Origin of the sequence: Flammeovirga sp. MY04, assembly GCF_001682195.2 — a bacterium.
Taxonomy (GTDB): domain Bacteria; phylum Bacteroidota; class Bacteroidia; order Cytophagales; family Flammeovirgaceae; genus Flammeovirga; species Flammeovirga yaeyamensis.
Window position 1 is genome coordinate 423,291 of sequence record NZ_CP003560.2, and the last position, 16,294, is coordinate 439,584.

General features: G+C 33.6%; 13 protein-coding genes. 11 read left to right on the forward strand and 2 right to left on the reverse strand.

What is annotated here, in order from left to right:
- Positions 1–42 precede the first annotated feature (42 nt).
- The 4 genes from MY04_RS01710 to MY04_RS01725 all read left to right on the forward strand — a co-directional run bounded on the left by MY04_RS01710 (position 43) and on the right by MY04_RS01725 (position 6,330).
- Positions 43–201 carry a hypothetical protein gene (locus MY04_RS01710; RefSeq protein ID WP_158297517.1) on the forward strand — a complete coding sequence of 53 codons (159 nt, stop codon included), beginning with the start codon at positions 43–45 and terminating at the stop codon, positions 199–201.
- Positions 202–297: 96 nt separating this feature from the next.
- Positions 298–1,467, forward strand: a complete 1,170-nt coding sequence (locus MY04_RS01715) for a T9SS type A sorting domain-containing protein (protein WP_066205428.1) — start codon at positions 298–300, stop codon at positions 1,465–1,467.
- 91 nt (positions 1,468–1,558) lie between these two features.
- Positions 1,559–2,806 carry an exonuclease SbcCD subunit D gene (locus MY04_RS01720; RefSeq protein ID WP_066205430.1) on the forward strand — a complete coding sequence of 416 codons (1,248 nt, stop codon included), beginning with the start codon at positions 1,559–1,561 and terminating at the stop codon, positions 2,804–2,806.
- Positions 2,806–6,330: an AAA family ATPase gene (locus MY04_RS01725; RefSeq protein WP_066205432.1), complete on the forward strand. Its 3,525-nt coding sequence runs from the start codon at positions 2,806–2,808 to the stop codon at positions 6,328–6,330. The genes MY04_RS01720 and MY04_RS01725 overlap by 1 nt, the downstream gene beginning before the upstream one ends.
- A 64-nt stretch (positions 6,331–6,394) precedes the next feature.
- On the opposite strand, the gene trhA is transcribed toward MY04_RS01725, so the two are convergent.
- Positions 6,395–7,099 (reverse strand): PAQR family membrane homeostasis protein TrhA, encoded by a 705-nt coding sequence (gene trhA / locus MY04_RS01730; protein WP_084005725.1) that lies wholly within the window; start codon positions 7,097–7,099, stop codon positions 6,395–6,397.
- A 254-nt stretch (positions 7,100–7,353) separates the two neighbouring features.
- On the opposite strand from trhA, the gene hutG reads away from it, so the two are divergent.
- The 5 genes from hutG (at position 7,354) to MY04_RS01755 (ending at position 12,155) form a co-directional block, all read left to right on the forward strand.
- The gene (gene hutG, locus MY04_RS01735; RefSeq protein WP_066205434.1) at positions 7,354–8,343 is read left to right on the forward strand and encodes a formimidoylglutamase; all 990 of its coding nucleotides are present in this window, start codon (positions 7,354–7,356) and stop codon (positions 8,341–8,343) included.
- An 11-nt stretch (positions 8,344–8,354) separates the two neighbouring features.
- Entirely contained in the window at positions 8,355–9,017 is a 663-nt protein-coding gene (ung, locus tag MY04_RS01740) for a uracil-DNA glycosylase (protein ID WP_066205437.1), read from the forward strand.
- A gap of 19 nt (positions 9,018–9,036) precedes the next feature.
- On the forward strand, positions 9,037–9,903 hold the full coding sequence (locus tag MY04_RS01745; RefSeq protein WP_066205439.1) for a cell division protein FtsX: 867 nt from the start codon (positions 9,037–9,039) through the stop codon (positions 9,901–9,903).
- A gap of 16 nt (positions 9,904–9,919) precedes the next feature.
- The gene (locus tag MY04_RS01750; protein WP_066205442.1) at positions 9,920–10,276 is read left to right on the forward strand and encodes a translation initiation factor; all 357 of its coding nucleotides are present in this window, start codon (positions 9,920–9,922) and stop codon (positions 10,274–10,276) included.
- A 202-nt stretch (positions 10,277–10,478) separates the two neighbouring features.
- Complete coding sequence (locus tag MY04_RS01755) at positions 10,479–12,155, forward strand: hypothetical protein (protein WP_158297518.1); 1,677 nt, start codon at positions 10,479–10,481, stop codon at positions 12,153–12,155.
- Between the two features lie 52 nt (positions 12,156–12,207).
- On the opposite strand, the gene MY04_RS01760 is transcribed toward MY04_RS01755, so the two are convergent.
- Entirely contained in the window at positions 12,208–13,509 is a 1,302-nt protein-coding gene (locus MY04_RS01760; protein WP_066205448.1) for a cryptochrome/photolyase family protein, read from the reverse strand.
- Between the two features lie 152 nt (positions 13,510–13,661).
- Here MY04_RS01760 and MY04_RS01765 point away from each other — a divergent pair, with 152 nt between their 5' ends.
- Positions 13,662–15,239 carry a S8 family peptidase gene (locus MY04_RS01765; RefSeq protein WP_084005726.1) on the forward strand — a complete coding sequence of 526 codons (1,578 nt, stop codon included), beginning with the start codon at positions 13,662–13,664 and terminating at the stop codon, positions 15,237–15,239.
- A gap of 11 nt (positions 15,240–15,250) precedes the next feature.
- On the forward strand, positions 15,251–16,279 hold the full coding sequence (gene galE, locus MY04_RS01770; RefSeq protein WP_066205452.1) for a UDP-glucose 4-epimerase GalE: 1,029 nt from the start codon (positions 15,251–15,253) through the stop codon (positions 16,277–16,279).
- Positions 16,280–16,294 lie beyond the last annotated feature (15 nt).

Here is a 16,294-nt window from a genome sequence, read left to right on the forward strand (position 1 = left end):
AATCAAACCCCTATATTTGAGCCAACTTAAACACAATAAACTATGGAAACGAGTAATTTTATTTATAAAGTTATATTTATTCTTACTTTAAGTACGATTTTCCCTATGGTAGGCTATTACTTAGATTACCGTTCGAAAAAGAAGAGATTTAAAAGAAGATCGGATATTGTAGGAAATCAATCGAATACAGATTCAAAATAGATATAGACTCCAATGGTTTAAACATTGGAGTTTTTTTTATTTTACGAACTTTTTCAAACATGTGTATGTTTCTAAATTACATCCATAATTGACCACATGCACATCCCAAAAAAACTTTCTCTTTTATTTATAATTTTTATCGTAAACGTTAATGTACTTTTTGCATCATGTGGAATACCTAATCCATTAAATAATAATGTAACTCTATCATCATGTTCAGAAGGTGATGGTTCAACGAATTTAATTATTGATGGAAACAATAGTGCTGATACTGTTTTTATAAATGGAGCGGTAACATGGGATTATGATACCTTATTCATCACTAACCAAGCTGTGGTGGTTATTGAATCCTCCGGTAATTTAAATTTAACTGCCACCCATTTTGTCGTAGAAACAAATTCCTCTTTTATAATTGAAGGTGATATTACCCAAAATCAATCTATTAATAATAAAGGCATTCTTGTTTTTCATAAAAATCATACGGCATCAAACCTTACTAATAGTCACAGATTATTTGCCAAGGCAAATCTTACGACTTTAGGAGCACTAACGAATACTGATTCCGTAAAAGTTGGAGGAGATGTTACCATTTCTGGTTCTATGTTAAACTATGAGCACATATTTTGTATGAATACCATCACCGTTGCAGGTGTTTCCATTGATGGTACAAAAAAGGAAAATTATACATTCCCTCCCGATGATGAATTTTGGGATTATTTTAATTCAGCAGATCTTCCTGTACATCTTATTTATTTTTCTGTTAGCATAAAAGATACTAAAATAGAATTATCATGGGCTACTGCTATGGAAGAAAATGCTTCTCATTTTATTATAGAATCTTCTAGCAATAAACGGGATTGGTATACTGAAAAACGGATAAATGCAAATGGAAATACCAATACCAGAACTAATTATATCGTTACTTTAGATGTAGAAAATGAAGTATTATATTATCGTTTAAAACAAGTTGATTTTGATGGTCGATTCGAATATTATTGTCCTAAAAGTATCTTGAATAATAACTCTACGACTGATGTGAATGTTTTCCCTAATCACGTTAGTAAAGGAAAAACTATACATGTTCAAACTATCAATTTTACATTTTTAGCATCTTATCAAGTATTTGATGAAAACGGTAAATTAATTGTAGAAGCTACAAACGGAAATTTAAGTAGTATCAATACTCATCAATTATCAACAGGTTATTATATTTTAAAAATAACCCATGGAAGAGAACAATTTGTGAAGCGTTTTTATATACAATAAATTTAAGATCTTTCATCAAATAAATATTACGTTTTGTGCTTACAAGTAAAAGCGGTATTTTCATTTTCTTAAATCAAAGTACCCCTTTTTAATGAAAATACTTCACACAGCAGACTGGCATATTGGTAAACGCTTACTTAATTATTCTTTAGAAGAAGATTTTGAACGATTCAAAGATTGGTTAATTCAATTCATAAATAAAAATAATATTGATTTACTGATAGTAGCAGGTGATATTTTTGATTCAGCTTATCCCTCTTTAGGTAGTCAAAAACAATTTTTAGATCTCTTAAGTAGATTACAAAACGAATGTCATCAGATCCAAGTAATTATCACGGATGGTAACCATGATAGTGTTTCATCTATGGGAATCACTATAGAAATTGCCAAGCATGTGAACACTCAAATTATAAGTGGTGTGACTCATCAGTTAGCTGATGAAATAATTGAAGTAAAAGACAAAAATGGTGCACTTCAATTGGTGGTAGCTGCCGTCCCTTTTTTAAGGGATAGAGACCTCAAGAAAATGGTTGAAGGAAGTACTTTTGATGATAGAATTCAAGCCATAAAAGAAGGGGTGAAATCTCATTATCAAGAAATCGGGGCGATAATTAAAGATAGAAATTATTCTGTTCCAGCTTTAGCTATGGGGCATTTATATGCGCATGGAGCATTATCAGATACTAGTAGTGAAAGGGAAATACAGATGGGGCATCAAGCGGGGGTAGAAGGTGATATTTTCCCAGAAATCTTTGAATATGTTGCCTTAGGACACATTCACTCTTCTCAACAAGTAAAAGGACAAGTGCCCATTTTTTATTCAGGTTCACCATATCCTTTAAGTTTCTCAGAACGTAATTACCAACACGGAGTTAGAATAATTGAGGTGAATGACAAGGAAGTGACTTCTGAAAAAGTGGTAATTCCACCTCAAAGAAAATTGGTTAAAGTAAGTGGAACTTTTGAGGAGTGTAAAAGCAAACTTTTCAAATTAGAAAATGATGCTACTCAGCTGGATCAACTGATCGAATTGGAAGTGATTGAAGCAAAATATAATCCCACTTTATTTATTGATATTGAAACGCTTATCAAGGAGTTTAGTGAAAGCTATGAACAACATAGAGGGATAATCATCAAACATCGACATACTTTTAAATCTGAGTCTAAATCTGCTGCTGATTTGTTCGAAAATCATATTGACTTAGACGATCTGACTCCATTGGATATTTTTAAACAACGATTAGAAAAAGAAGATAAAATTGAGATTGATGAGGAATTGAAAGATCAGTTGATACAGGCTTTTATTGAAATAGAACAAAACGAAGAAACGACTAACTAATGAGACTAAAACGATTATACATTAAGAATATAAACTCACTTAAAGGTGAGCACACCATAAATTTTGATGACACTCCCTTAAAAGAGGCGGGCTTAATAGCCATTGTAGGGAAAACAGGTGCTGGTAAATCGACTATTTTAGATGCCATTACTTTAGGTTTGTATAACAGAATTCCAAGGGCATCTGGTCAGTTTTCTAGTAATAATATTCAGTCTTCCGGAGCATTATTGACACGAGGGGAAACTGAAGCAGTTGTGGAGGTGGACTATGAGGTGAAGAACTTGGGAAAAGTATCAAGTTATAGAAGTAAATGGACAGTTTCCACTTTAATAAAAGGGGCAAGAAAAGGAGAAATCCGTGATTATCATATGGAAGTAGGGCATCTTGAAACAGGTGAAATCATCCCTATTAAAAAAGGAGAAGTCCCAAAGAAAAACGAGGAGCTTATTGGTTTGAGTTACGATCAATTCGTGAAATCTATCATGTTGTCACAAGGGGAGTTTAAAGCATTGTTGGCGGCAGACGAAAAAGATCGTTCTGAATTATTGGAGAAGATTACGAAGAAGCTTGATTATAGACAAATCAGTATAGCGGTTTTTGAAAGAGCTTCACAATTAAAGAAGCAGTATGATATTCTTTCTCAGGTAATTGATGCAATTGAAATCAAGGGGGAGGAAGAGATTGATGAACTTCAAAGATCTTATGATGAACACAATGCGCTATTGATTAAACTCGATAAAGACAAAACGGTTGGACAGAAATCGATAGATGTTAAACGCACTGTTCTTGATTTTGATCTCAAATTAGAAAAACAAAATGAGGAGTTAGATCAAGTAATCGAGAGGAAAGAAAAGTTGAAGCCTTTACGTTTAAAGGTGGAACAATATGAACAGGTGCTTCCTGTAATTTCTTTATATAAAGAATGTCAGTCACTAAAAGATCGAATAGCAAAAGGACAAGTAAAACAGGAGGAGTTAAATAATCAATCAAAAAATAATAAGCTGGAGATAGATAAAAATCAGCTTAAAGGATCTGAGATACAAAGTAAAAAAGAGAAGTATCTCCAAGAATTATCAGCATCTGAGAAATTATGGAATGAAGTAGAGGGGGTGGATAAAGCAATTAATGATGCTGGAATAAAATTAAAAAATCAAGAATCAGATCTTGAGGAAAGAAAGGAAAATAAAAAGAAATTACTAGCGGATATAAGTCAAAAATCCGATTCAATTTATAAACAAGAACAGGAACTCCAATTAGGAAAAGAATGGCTATTTGAACATCAAAAACTAGAAAAGATAGCTTTTGATTACCCACTTTTAACCAATTTGATGAAAGAAGTGGAGGAGGATCAAAAAGCATTTGATATTAAAATTGATCAATCTAAAGAGGGGATCAAAAAGCATTTGAATGGGAAATCATTTCCTGATCAATTAGCACTACTGAATCAATGGAAATTATCTACCGAAAACTATATCAATGAGGCTTTAGCAAAACGTCAGCTTCCTGATTTAAATACTGAAGAGGTAAATAGCCTAATGGAGCAGTTGCAGTTGATGGATATTAATTCTCAGCAATCGAATAAGGTAGAAGAACAAAAGAAGGATTTGGAGCAAGAAGTAGTTGATCTTCAGAAAGAAATTGAAGGAAATACTAAGCTGGTAGAGGGTAGTAAAAAACAGTTGGAAGGTATTGGGTTGTTTTTAGATGAGCTCACTACGAAAGAGAAAAGGTTGAAGTGGGAAGCTGCTGAGGATATAAAGGTATTGAGGAATCAGTTAGTGGAGAATGAACCTTGTCTAGTTTGCGGTTCTTTGGATCATCCTTATACAAAAGAAGTAAAATCGGAAGATGAGTTGCAAACGGTCCAAAAACAACTCAAGGAGGTAACGGAAAAGAAAAGTCAACAGGAGAACGAGCTCAATACATTCCTTCAAAATGAAGTGAAATTCAAGACTAAAATCGAAGAAAAGAAAAAACAGATTGTTGGTCTGAAATCACAATTGGAGGCAATTAATGCTTTGATTGGTCAAAGTCAAAGTGAGTTAGAACTTAAGAATATTTCTTATACATCAGATACTTTCAAGACTTTTAAGAACGAACAATCATTACTTCAGGACATTCAAAATAAAAAAGAAGGTTTAAATGAGGTGCTTGAGTTATTGAATAAAGCAGACGATGTTCGAAAAAGTAATCTTCAATCGGATGGCATTTTATCGAAATATGAGGGGTATTATCAAGAAGAAAGTTTGTTGGTGGATCTGAAACGTTGGTTGGATGAATATCAGAAGAAGCAACAAATTGTAGAGAATGCACCGAAGTGGTTGGAAGAATATCAAAAGCAATTGACTGCTCTTCAGTCAGAGTTGGGAAAGCTGGAAACTCTATATATATCTAAAGAAGAGGAGACGAATCAGACAAAATCATTTTTATCAAAACTAAAAGATAAACGTTTTGAACTCTTCAAAGATCAAATGGTTCCTGAAGAAAGAAAATTGATGCAGGAAAAAGGGAAGAAAATTGATGAGCAACTAAATGAAATCAATGTAATATTAGCTTCTCTAAAGAGTAATGAAGAAAGTCTGACCAATCAATTAGCTGATTTGAAAACTGAATTAGCGGAATTATCAGATAGTTTGTTGGAACAAGAAGCATCTTTTGATAAAGCACTTGAAGAAAAGGGAATTCTAGTGGGGCAGTTTGATGAAGTTTTAAAAGAAGAATCAAATCATCAGGAAAATAAAAAGTTATTGAAGGAAGTAGATGATTTAGAAATCACTTTAAAAACATCGATTAAGACTTATAATGAGGAAAGACAGCAGGCGCTACTTAAAGACACAATACCAAATGAAACATTGGATGAGATAGAGGAAAAAGTAAAGCAGCAACTTCTGAAAATGGAGGAATTACGACTGACTTTGGAAGAGATTGGCGGGGAGATAAAAAATAATGAAGAGAAGAAAAAAGAGGTAAAAGATAAACTCGAGCAAAGAGATAAACTAACGCCGGAGTATAACTTATGGCGAATAATGGAAGACCTTATTGGGTCAGCAAAAGGAGATAAGTTCAATAAGTTTGCACAGAGTATTGTATTGAAAACTTTATTGATGAAAGCCAATCATCATTTAGTGAAGTTTACTGATCGCTACCTGTTTGCAGAACCCAAAACGGGAGACAATAAACAGCTATTCATTATTGATCGCTATGCGGGAGACAAAGAAAGGGTGGTAAATTCTACTAGTGGAGGGGAGTCCTTCTTGTTAAGTTTATCACTTTCTTTGGGTTTAGCCGATATGGCTAGTAAGAATGTAAAAGTGGAAAGTTTATTTATTGATGAAGGATTTGGTACCCTCGATGAACAAACGTTGGATCAAGCAATATCTGCATTGGAACATCTAAGAGATACTGGCGGTAAGACGATCTCTTTGATATCACACTTACCACAAATTAAAGAAAGGATACCTACCAAAATCGTTCTTTCAGAAGGAACGATATCTGGGCATAGTGTTTTAAATATAGAAGGATAAAAAAAACAGGGTTGTTTCAATTTTTTGAAACAACCCTGTTTTTTTACTTATCTCATTTATTCTTTTAAAACACATAGTGATAAAAACCATAGTAGACACATGCAGCTCCCGCAACTACAAATAAGTGCCAAATCGCATGGTTATACCTAAGCTTTCTCCATAGGTAGAAAGGGACTCCAAATGTATAACATAATCCACCTGCGATAACATAATTCATGCCATCACCCACTTCAGTAAACATCTCCGGTAAGAGGAATATTCCAACCCAACCGGTACAAATGTATAGTGTTACGGACAGCCATTGAAAACGATCAGCAAAAATTACTTTAAAGACTGTACCAAGGAATGCGATGATCCAAACCATAATAAATAACCAATGTCCACCAAGATGAGGAATCTTGATTAAGGCCATTGGAGTATATGTTCCGGCAATTAACCAATAAATTGCACTATGATCTAAAATAACAAAAGTCTTTGTAAAGGCGTCGTCAGTATGTAAGTGTAATAGTGTAGAGCATGTGAACAAGATAATCATGCTACCACCATAAAGCATGGCGCTGATCATCATTTTAGGATCATGAATATCTATTCTAGAAAGTAATGCCCAAAGACCTACAAAAGCAAGTAAGGCAGCGACTCCGTGGGTTAAACTATTTATGCGTTCTTCTTCGGGTGTATCTCTAGGTATTTCTAATTCGTTGGCAGTAGATGGATGTTCAAGTTGTGATTGATGGATGGTAGAAGTAGGTGATAAAGGAATCTTTTTCATGGGAAAATTATATTTTTAAATGAGATTAAGTTATTAGGTTGCGTTCTTATATATTTAGACAAACAGCTAGTTGAATATGTCAAGGGTAAGAACATTTTGAATAAAATATTAATGTGTTTATGTGATATATTTAAAAGAATCGAATTATATTATACAAAATTTTTCGCTCATAATCAAGCTTTTTGTTTATTTGTATTTGATAAAACACATACTAATTTTTTTTCCTAAATCCATATTAGAATAGTACAATTATAATGATAGATAAAGCATATTTAGCAACCAATGAAAACATTTGGTCAGGACGTAACGATGGTGAAGACTATGACCTACAAAGATGGCATCAAAGAATAGATGTTATTGATTTATCCACTTCAGAAATTCCTCCACTTGCAGAAAATCAAAAAGGTATTGCCTTAATTGGTTTCATGTGTCAAGAGGGAGTGAAAAGAAATAAAGGAAGGTTAGGTGCTATTGATGGCCCTTATGAGCTAAGAAAAGCATGTGCCAACTTACCTGTTCACTTTTCTAAAGAATTGAAATTGGTCGATTTAGGAAACATTCAATGTTTGAACGAAGATCTAGAGCAAGCTCAAATTAATCTTGGTCAATTAATCACTAAAGCATTGCTATCGGGTTATCAGCCATTTGTTTGGGGTGGTGGACACGAAATTGCTTATGCACATTACTTAGGTATACGTGATTTTATGGATCAAAAACACCCTGGGAAAACTTTGGGAATCGTGAATATCGATGCTCATTTCGATTTAAGAGAACCTAACCCGCTACCAAGTTCTGGAACACCTTTCTATCAGATTGCCCAAGATCAGAAAGAAAGAGGTGAGGATTTTAATTATTTAGTGATCGGGATTCAGAAAAACAGCAACACAAAGCGTTTGTATAATATTGCAGATGAACTTGGAGCAAGATACATTTCTGGTCGTCGATTAACCGAAGCAGATAAAGTAGGAACAACCCATAAGTTGGTGGGTTTTATGGATAAAGTCGATTTTATATATCAGACAACATGTTTGGATGTTTTTGCTGCCCATTACGCTCCAGGTGTAAGTGCCTCAGCTTTTAATGGTATTTCACCAAATCCAACCTTTATGAAATTGTTTAAGAAAATTCATAAAAGTGGTAAGGTAATCAGTTCAGATATTGCCGAATTAAATCCAACTTATGATATTGATCGTAGAACTGCTAAATTAGCAGCAGCTTTATCATTTGAAATTGTAAAAGACTAATTGTCTACTCTATGGACGTTAAAATAGCATCGAGCTGGAAAGACAAACTTCAGGAAGAGTTCGATAAACCGTATTTTGAGGAGTTGGTTACTTTTGTGAAAGCAGAATATGCTTCAAAAGAAATATTTCCTCCCGCAAGTCAAATTTTTAACGCTTTTGATCGTTGTAAATTTGATGACATTAAAGTGGTAATTATCGGACAGGATCCTTACCATGATGTAAACCAAGCACACGGCTTATGTTTTTCAGTAAACGATGGGGTGAAAATTCCTCCATCTTTGAGAAATATTTTCAAGGAAATCAAAAACGATTTGGGGATTGAACCTCCAACATCGGGTAACTTGGAAAGATGGGCTGATCAAGGCGTATTATTACTGAATGCCACACTCACAGTTGAGGCACATAAAGCAGGTTCACATCAGAAGAAAGGATGGGAAGAGTTTACCAGTGCGGTGATTAAAAAAGTCTCTGATGAGTGTGAAGGGGTTGTATTCTTATTGTGGGGAAGTTATGCTCAGAAAAAAGGAGAAGTGATCGATGAAACGAGACACAAGGTGTTTAAATCGGTACATCCATCTCCTTTATCGGCATCAAGAGGCTTCTTTGGAAATCATCAGTTCAGTAATACCAATGCCTATTTGAAGCAAAATGGTAAGACTGCGATACAATGGTAAGATCCTATTTTTTTGATATATGAAGAAGAAAATTGTTGGAAGCTATCCTTACGCAAACGTTTTATTTAGTATCTCTGCAGCACTCTTTATGATTGCCCTTTTTGCATTATTTGCATTAGGTACTACTAGACTTGCAAATCGTTTGTCATCTGGCCTGGAAATGCAGGTGATCTTAGAGAAAAATCTATCAAATGTTCAGAAAGATACTCTTCTTGCACAAATCAAAGCATTTGAATTTGTAGCAGTAGGTGAAGAACCTATCTACATAAGTAAAGAAGAGGCCGCTGAGTTAATGAAGGAGAGTACAGGCGAAGACTTTGTAAAGTTTATTGGAGACAATCCACTACGTGATGCCTTCGCTGTAAGAGTAAACATAGGTTTGGATAGTGATGAGGAATTACTTCAATCGAAAAAGAGTTTGGAAAACCTTGGAGGAGTTTACGAAGTAATCTACACAAACAATTTGATTAGAAGTGTTAGAAACAATATGGAAATAATTGGAGGGATAATCATTGGATTATCAGTGATCTTCTTTGTTATTGCCATCATGCTAATTAACAACTCTATCCGTTTGGCACTTTTCTCTCAGCGATTTTTAATTCGATCGATGCAGTTGGTAGGGGCTACTCAAATGTTCATCAAAAAGCCTTTCTTAGTGAGGGGAGCTATACAAGGAGCGATTGGCGGATTGATTGCGTCGGTGTTATTGCTTTTTATTAGCACTTCAACTATAAGTTCGATTCCTCAGGTATCAAAATTACTAAATACAGTAGATGTAGGCTTAATTGCATTGTTTTCTATTATTTTAGGAACCTTTGTAGTGGTAAGTAGCGTATATTTCTCTATAAGTAAGTATCTAAAAATGAAGTTAGACGATTTGTACTAGCTCAAAAAATATAATTATGGCAAAACAAGATTCTGGAGATTGGAAAGATCGTTTGGGTGTAGTATTCAGTACTGATCCTGATTACGATTATGATTATGACGAGGAGCAAGAAGAAGAAACATTGCCACCTCAGCAACAAAACTTAAAGGTGATGTTGGACCGTAAAAACCGAAAAGGAAAAACGGCTACACTAATTACTGGTTTTGTGGGTACAGAAGACGATTTAAAATCATTGGCCAAAACACTTAAATCCAAATGTGGTGTAGGTGGTTCTGCCAAAGATGGAGAAATTATAATACAAGGTGACTTTAGAGATAAAGTCTTAGAACTCCTGAAAGCTTCGGGTTATAAAGCCAAGAAGGCAGGGGGGTAGAAAAAAGCCATTTGAAACGAAAAGTTTTGAATGGCTTTTTTGCTTTTTACAGATTCGATCAAATAACATTGCACCTCTAAGTTAATGGTTGTTAATTGCGAATATTATATAATATTACATTATTATATTCACTTTTTAAATTTGATTAACTATTATGCCGTTCATGAGACTTTTTACTAAAAACGTCTTACTAATCTTAGTAATGACCAACCTATTTTTTTGCTGTACAACTAAAAACGAAGAAAAACCAAATGTTAAAGAGCTCGATTTGCCCAGAATCTCATTGGTTGACTCTGTTGATTTCTTAAGAAGAACAGCAAAGCTAACTGTTAACATAACAGATTATGAAAAGGAATTACTTACAATTCAACAAGTAGGACTTTATAGTAATGGATCTTTGATTGCAGATGGTATTTTAACAGAGAACAATAAATATAATTTTGAGTTTGATTCGAAATTATTACCAGAAGGTATGAATGATCTAGAGGTAATTGCTCAATTTGAGGAAGCTGAAGGATTATTAGAAACAAAAACAAAGTTAAACATTACGATAGAAGTAGATAATTATTTTCCTTCCGTTGTGGTAGAAGACTTTTATGTTTCAAGTCGTTCTTCAAGTTTTGGTCCACGTGGATATATTTATTATTCTGATCATTATTATTCATTCTTTTTTACAGATGAAAATGGAAAAAGAATATCGGAGATATATGATGTATCTAAGTATGAAGGTGATTCTATAAATTTAGAGATTCCTGAAGAATTTGAAGGTCAATCATTCATGTTATGTAAAATTAATACTTATACTCTTAATTATTCTGAACAAACAATATATAATAAGAATACTAAATATAAGAAAGTTAATCTAAGTGAACTAAACTCTAATGATGCTCCCATAGAATACAAACTTACAAGTGATATTACTGTTGAAAAAGAAATAACAATCATTTATCCTAAAGAATTTAATACATATAGTATTGGGTATAATTTTAAAGACGTTGATACTAAATTTGAAGGAAATAATGTAGTACTATCATTGAAAGTGACTCATCATCTCGGAGAAAAGGATAATGATTTTTATGGTAACTATTTTATTTGCAAAAAAATTAATGGTGAATATATTTACTTAGTCACAAGTTTAATAGAATCAGGAACAACAATAATTCTTTCTGAAGACAATTTTTCTAATGTTTACGATACACAAATTTTTAAAAATGAGGATAAAGTTTTTGATAATAATTATGTAATGCAAACACTTTTCCAAGTGTTTGATTATAATGAAGCGTATTGTATTATTAATGATGGTATCAATAAAATGGATGATGGAGAAAATACCATTTATGAAGTAATGAGACCAATGAACAGCGTAAATAAAGAATATAAGTTAATATCAACTGTTTATGGTAATGGTTATGAAAAGAGAATATCAAATACATCACCTACTTTACCTATTCTAAATTATAATAATTTTATATCTGATGATAATTTTATCCATTCTTATGATGGTCAAAAAGTAATATTAAAATCATCATATGATGAGGGGAATTTAAATTTTCGTATTACTAGAAATATTGATGATGAAGAAGGAGAATATTTAGTTAAAACATATTTAGATATCGATTTTGATAGTGAAGTGGATTTTGATTTTAGTAAATTAGATTTAGGTTTAGAAGAATTTCACGACCCTAGGATTAGGAATATATTAGAGTTGTCAAATTCAGATTTTACATTATTAACCTATAAAGATGTTAATTTTTTAACAGATGGTTTTTTCTATAATAAATGGTTTTATGAAAAGTCAGGATCAAGAAAAAACTATGTGGAACTACCTCAAAAAACGAATGATCCATATATTGTGGATAATGCATTATACTTACAATAAGTAAATTAAAATAAAGGCAATTTCAATATTACTTGAAATTGCCTTTATTGATTTATCCTAAAGCCAACTTATACGTTTCAATAGCCTTTAACCTAGCCGCTTTATGCTCTACAATCGGCTCTATATAATTATCAGGATCATAATCAGGAATCCATTTCTTTACGTAAGCTAAAGACTTATCAAACTTCTTCATTTGAGCTTCAGGATTAAATACTCTGAAATAAGGTTGCGCATCTGTCCCTGTTCCTGCCGCCCATTGCCAGCTGCCATTGTTAGCGGCTAAATCATAATCCAAAAGCTTTTCTGCGAAATAGGCTTCTCCCCATCGCCAATCAATCAAAAGATGTTTACAAAGGAAACTAGCCACAATCATACGTGCTCTATTGTGCATGTAACCGGTGGTGTTTAACTCGTGCATTGCAGCATCTACAATAGGGTATCCTGTTTTTCCTTGTTTCCAAGCTTCAAAGTAGGCCTCATTGTTTTCCCATGGTACTTTATCGTATTTTCTGTTGTAATTCTCTCCAACCACATGAGGGAAATGAAATAAAATACTCATGTAGAAATCTCTCCATATTATTTGGTTGAGAAACACCTCGTTAAGTGATTGATATTGTCTAACCAATTCCCTTACACTGATTGTCCCAAAGCGTAAATGTATACCCAAGTGAGTAGTGCCAGCTATGGCAGGGTAATCCCTCTGCTCATCATATTTTCTGATTACTTCAGGGTCAACATCAATTAATGGAATTTCGATGGAAGAATTGGAAAAATTCATGTCTTCCAAAGTGGGAAACGAAAAAGGATCACAGGTATAATAATGATCAAATAATGTGCAATTTCGTACCTCTATTGCTTCTGGTTCTTGAGCTAATTTTGCTTTCCATTTGCGAGAGAAAGGAGTGTAGACTACATAAGGATCTCCATTGTCTTTGGCAATCTCATTTTTCTCAAATACACATTGATCTTTGTGTGTGATGAATGGAATATTGTGACCAGATAAGAAGTCTTCTATCTCTTGATCACGTTTTATAGCATAAGGTTCATAATCATGATTTGTATGCACAGCTTCAATATCAAATTCCTGTATAATTTGCTCCCATGCTTTTTTGGGTGTATCATAATAGGTTTTTAGTGAACTCCCATACTCTTCTAATTGTTCTTTGATCTGAAGTAATTGTTTATGTATAAAGTTTACCCGAGCATCCTTTCTATCTTGTAGATCATTTAAAATATGTTTATCGAAAATAAAAATAGGAAGCACCTTATCTGATGTTTTTAGGGCTGCAGAAAGGGATGTTTGATCGGTTAATCTCAAATCTCTTCTTAACCAAACGATAGTGATTTTGGACATAGAATATAACTTTTTCTTAATTGTAGAGGTGTTCTAAGGATAATATTCAAAATACTAAACTATCTAATAAGATACTTGTTTTAATTTTTATATATTCGACCATCAACCAAGCAATTTATTTAATTTTGTGTTGACAAAAGTAGGCATCTCACATGAAACCATTTTTTATAATACTATTCCTTTCTTTAGTGTTTGAACTTCAGGCACAGGAGACTTTTTATTTAGTGTCTTTTAAAAATAAAGACAATACTACTCATGCGTTGGATCGTCCAGAAGAGTATTTATCTGCAGAAGCTATTGCTCGTAGAACAAAATATTCTATTGCTATAGATTCTACAGATTTACCTGTACCACAAGCTAATATTGATGAGGTAGAAACCACAGGAGCTAAAATTTGGTATCCCTCTAAATGGTTTAATGCAGTAATTGTTTCTGAAGCAGACTCAACTGCTATTGCTCAGTTATCTATTGTAGATAAAGTGATGAATATGAGTGATAAAACTAACGGAGGAATTGAACGAAGTGAAGAAATTGAATGGAAACGAAGTAATGTAAATAATCAAATTCAAAATGAATTGATTGGTATTGATCATATGCATGAGATGGGTTATAAAGGAAATGGAATTTCTATCGCAGTCCTAGATGCAGGATTTAGTAACTACAATAACATTACTTACTTTAGTGAAACTGATATTATAGATACCTACGATTTTTATTCAAAAAATGCTACGGTGGAAGACGATCATCATCATGGTACTGAAGTGATGTCAACCATGGCGGCTGTAGGAGATGATTATTTAGGAGGAACACCCGAGGCATCTTATGCTTTATACAGAACTGAAAATGTGGCTTACGAATCTCGAATTGAAGAGTTGATGTGGTTGATCGCCTCAGAGAGAGCAGATTCCTTAGGAGTAGATATTATTCAATCATCATTAGGATATTATGATTTTGATGATGTCTCTCAGAACTATACGCATGATGATTTAGATGGTCGTAGAGCATGGATCACCATGGCTGCCAATCATGCCTTTACAAAAGGTATTTGTGTGGTAGTTTCTGCAGGAAACGAGGGTTTAACATCTTGGAAGCGTATTACATTTCCTGCTGATTCACCATTTGTTTTAACTGTAGGTTCAGTAGATAAAAATGAAGTAAAAGCAGAAAGTAGTTCTATTGGTCCAACTGCGGATAGTAGAATTAAACCTGATATTATGGCTTTGGGGAAAGCTTGTTACGTTGTAGGTACGAGCTCCAATGTAAAAACATCAAATGGTACTTCTTTTGCAGCACCACAAATGGCTTCTTTCGTTGCAGGTCTACTGCAAAGTGATGCCAACCTAACACCATCACAAATATTTCAAAAGATTAGAAATTCTGGCTCTAGGTCAACTGATATAACGAATGATTATGGTTATGGTACAGCTAATTTTGAGAAATCTTTAACTGTTACTTCAATCCATGATGTAAATCTGCTAGGAGACCTAAAGGTATATCCAAATCCGGTAAATGGGGAACGATTTCAAATGGAAGTGCCTCAAAAGGTCGTTGGAAAAACGCTAGATATTATATGGTACGACATGAGCGGTCGTAAATTGGATAAAAATAAACTTCATCAGGTAGAAAAAGTGACGATATTGAACGTTCCTAAAAAGGCACAGGGTAATTATTTGTTGCTTAAAGTCTCAGCTGATAAAGAAACAAAGACAATCAAAGTAAAAGTCAATTAAATAAAATATAAATGAAACAGATTCTTGTTACAGGAGGAACCGGCTATATTGGTTCTCATACTGTTGTGGAATTACAAAAAAAAGGCTACGATGTGGTTATTGTAGATGATCTTTCGAATTCTGAAAAAAATGTTTTAGACCGTATTGAAAAGATCAGTGGAGTGAAACCACATTTTGAGGAGTTCAATTTGGTAGATCCTTTAAAAACCAATCAACTTTTTGAAAAATACCCGAAAATAGAGGCAATTATACATTTTGCAGCTTTTAAAGCTGTGGGAGAGTCAGTACAAAAACCATTGGCATATTATCAAAATAATTTAGTCTCTTTGATTAATTTATTGAATGCAATGAAGGAATATAAAGTTCCTCATATGGTTTTCTCTTCTTCTTGTACGGTTTATGGTCAGCCAGAAAAATTGCCTGTAACTGAGAATGCTCCAGTACAACCAGCAGAATCTCCGTATGGTAACACCAAGCAAATCTGTGAGGAAATATTGAGAGATACCGCAAAGGCTTATCCAGAGTTAAATACCATTGCCCTTCGTTATTTCAATCCTGTAGGAGCACATGAGACTGCTTTAATCGGTGAGTTACCAAAAGGAGTACCTCAAAATTTGGTGCCTTTCATTACGCAAACGGCTATTGGATTGAGAGATCAGTTATCTGTTTTTGGAGACGATTACAATACTATAGATGGGTCTGCAGTTAGAGATTATATTCATGTTGTTGATTTAGCACAAGCACATATTATTGCTGCAGAAAGATTGTTGGACGCAAATAATGAGGAAAACTTTGAGTTCTTTAATCTAGGTACAGGAACAGGAAGTTCTGTATTGCAGGTTATCAATGCATTTGAAGAGGCCAACGGCATCCCCGTGAAATATAAAATTGTAGATAGAAGAGAAGGAGATGTAGAACAGATTTGGGCTGATACAACAATTGCCAATGAAGTGCTGGGTTGGAAAGCATCTAAAGGCCTGAACGAAATGATGAGTTCTGCTTGGGCATGGGAAAAAAATATTAGAGAAGGAGATTGTTAATCACTTTCTCAAAAT

Bases quoted from the DNA above. Each gene is read 5' to 3' on its own strand.
- MY04_RS01710 (WP_158297517.1), top strand. From the start codon at position 43: ATGGAAACGAGTAATTTTATTTATAAAGTTATATTTATTCTTACTTTA.
- MY04_RS01715 (WP_066205428.1), top strand. From the start codon at position 298: ATGCACATCCCAAAAAAACTTTCTCTTTTATTTATAATTTTTATCGTA.
- MY04_RS01720 (WP_066205430.1), top strand. From the start codon at position 1,559: ATGAAAATACTTCACACAGCAGACTGGCATATTGGTAAACGCTTACTT.
- MY04_RS01725 (WP_066205432.1), top strand. From the start codon at position 2,806: ATGAGACTAAAACGATTATACATTAAGAATATAAACTCACTTAAAGGT.
- trhA (WP_084005725.1), bottom strand. From the start codon at position 7,099: ATGAAAAAGATTCCTTTATCACCTACTTCTACCATCCATCAATCACAA.
- hutG (WP_066205434.1), top strand. From the start codon at position 7,354: ATGATAGATAAAGCATATTTAGCAACCAATGAAAACATTTGGTCAGGA.
- ung (WP_066205437.1), top strand. From the start codon at position 8,355: ATGGACGTTAAAATAGCATCGAGCTGGAAAGACAAACTTCAGGAAGAG.
- MY04_RS01745 (WP_066205439.1), top strand. From the start codon at position 9,037: ATGAAGAAGAAAATTGTTGGAAGCTATCCTTACGCAAACGTTTTATTT.
- MY04_RS01750 (WP_066205442.1), top strand. From the start codon at position 9,920: ATGGCAAAACAAGATTCTGGAGATTGGAAAGATCGTTTGGGTGTAGTA.
- MY04_RS01755 (WP_158297518.1), top strand. From the start codon at position 10,479: ATGACCAACCTATTTTTTTGCTGTACAACTAAAAACGAAGAAAAACCA.
- MY04_RS01760 (WP_066205448.1), bottom strand. From the start codon at position 13,509: ATGTCCAAAATCACTATCGTTTGGTTAAGAAGAGATTTGAGATTAACC.
- MY04_RS01765 (WP_084005726.1), top strand. From the start codon at position 13,662: ATGAAACCATTTTTTATAATACTATTCCTTTCTTTAGTGTTTGAACTT.
- galE (WP_066205452.1), top strand. From the start codon at position 15,251: ATGAAACAGATTCTTGTTACAGGAGGAACCGGCTATATTGGTTCTCAT.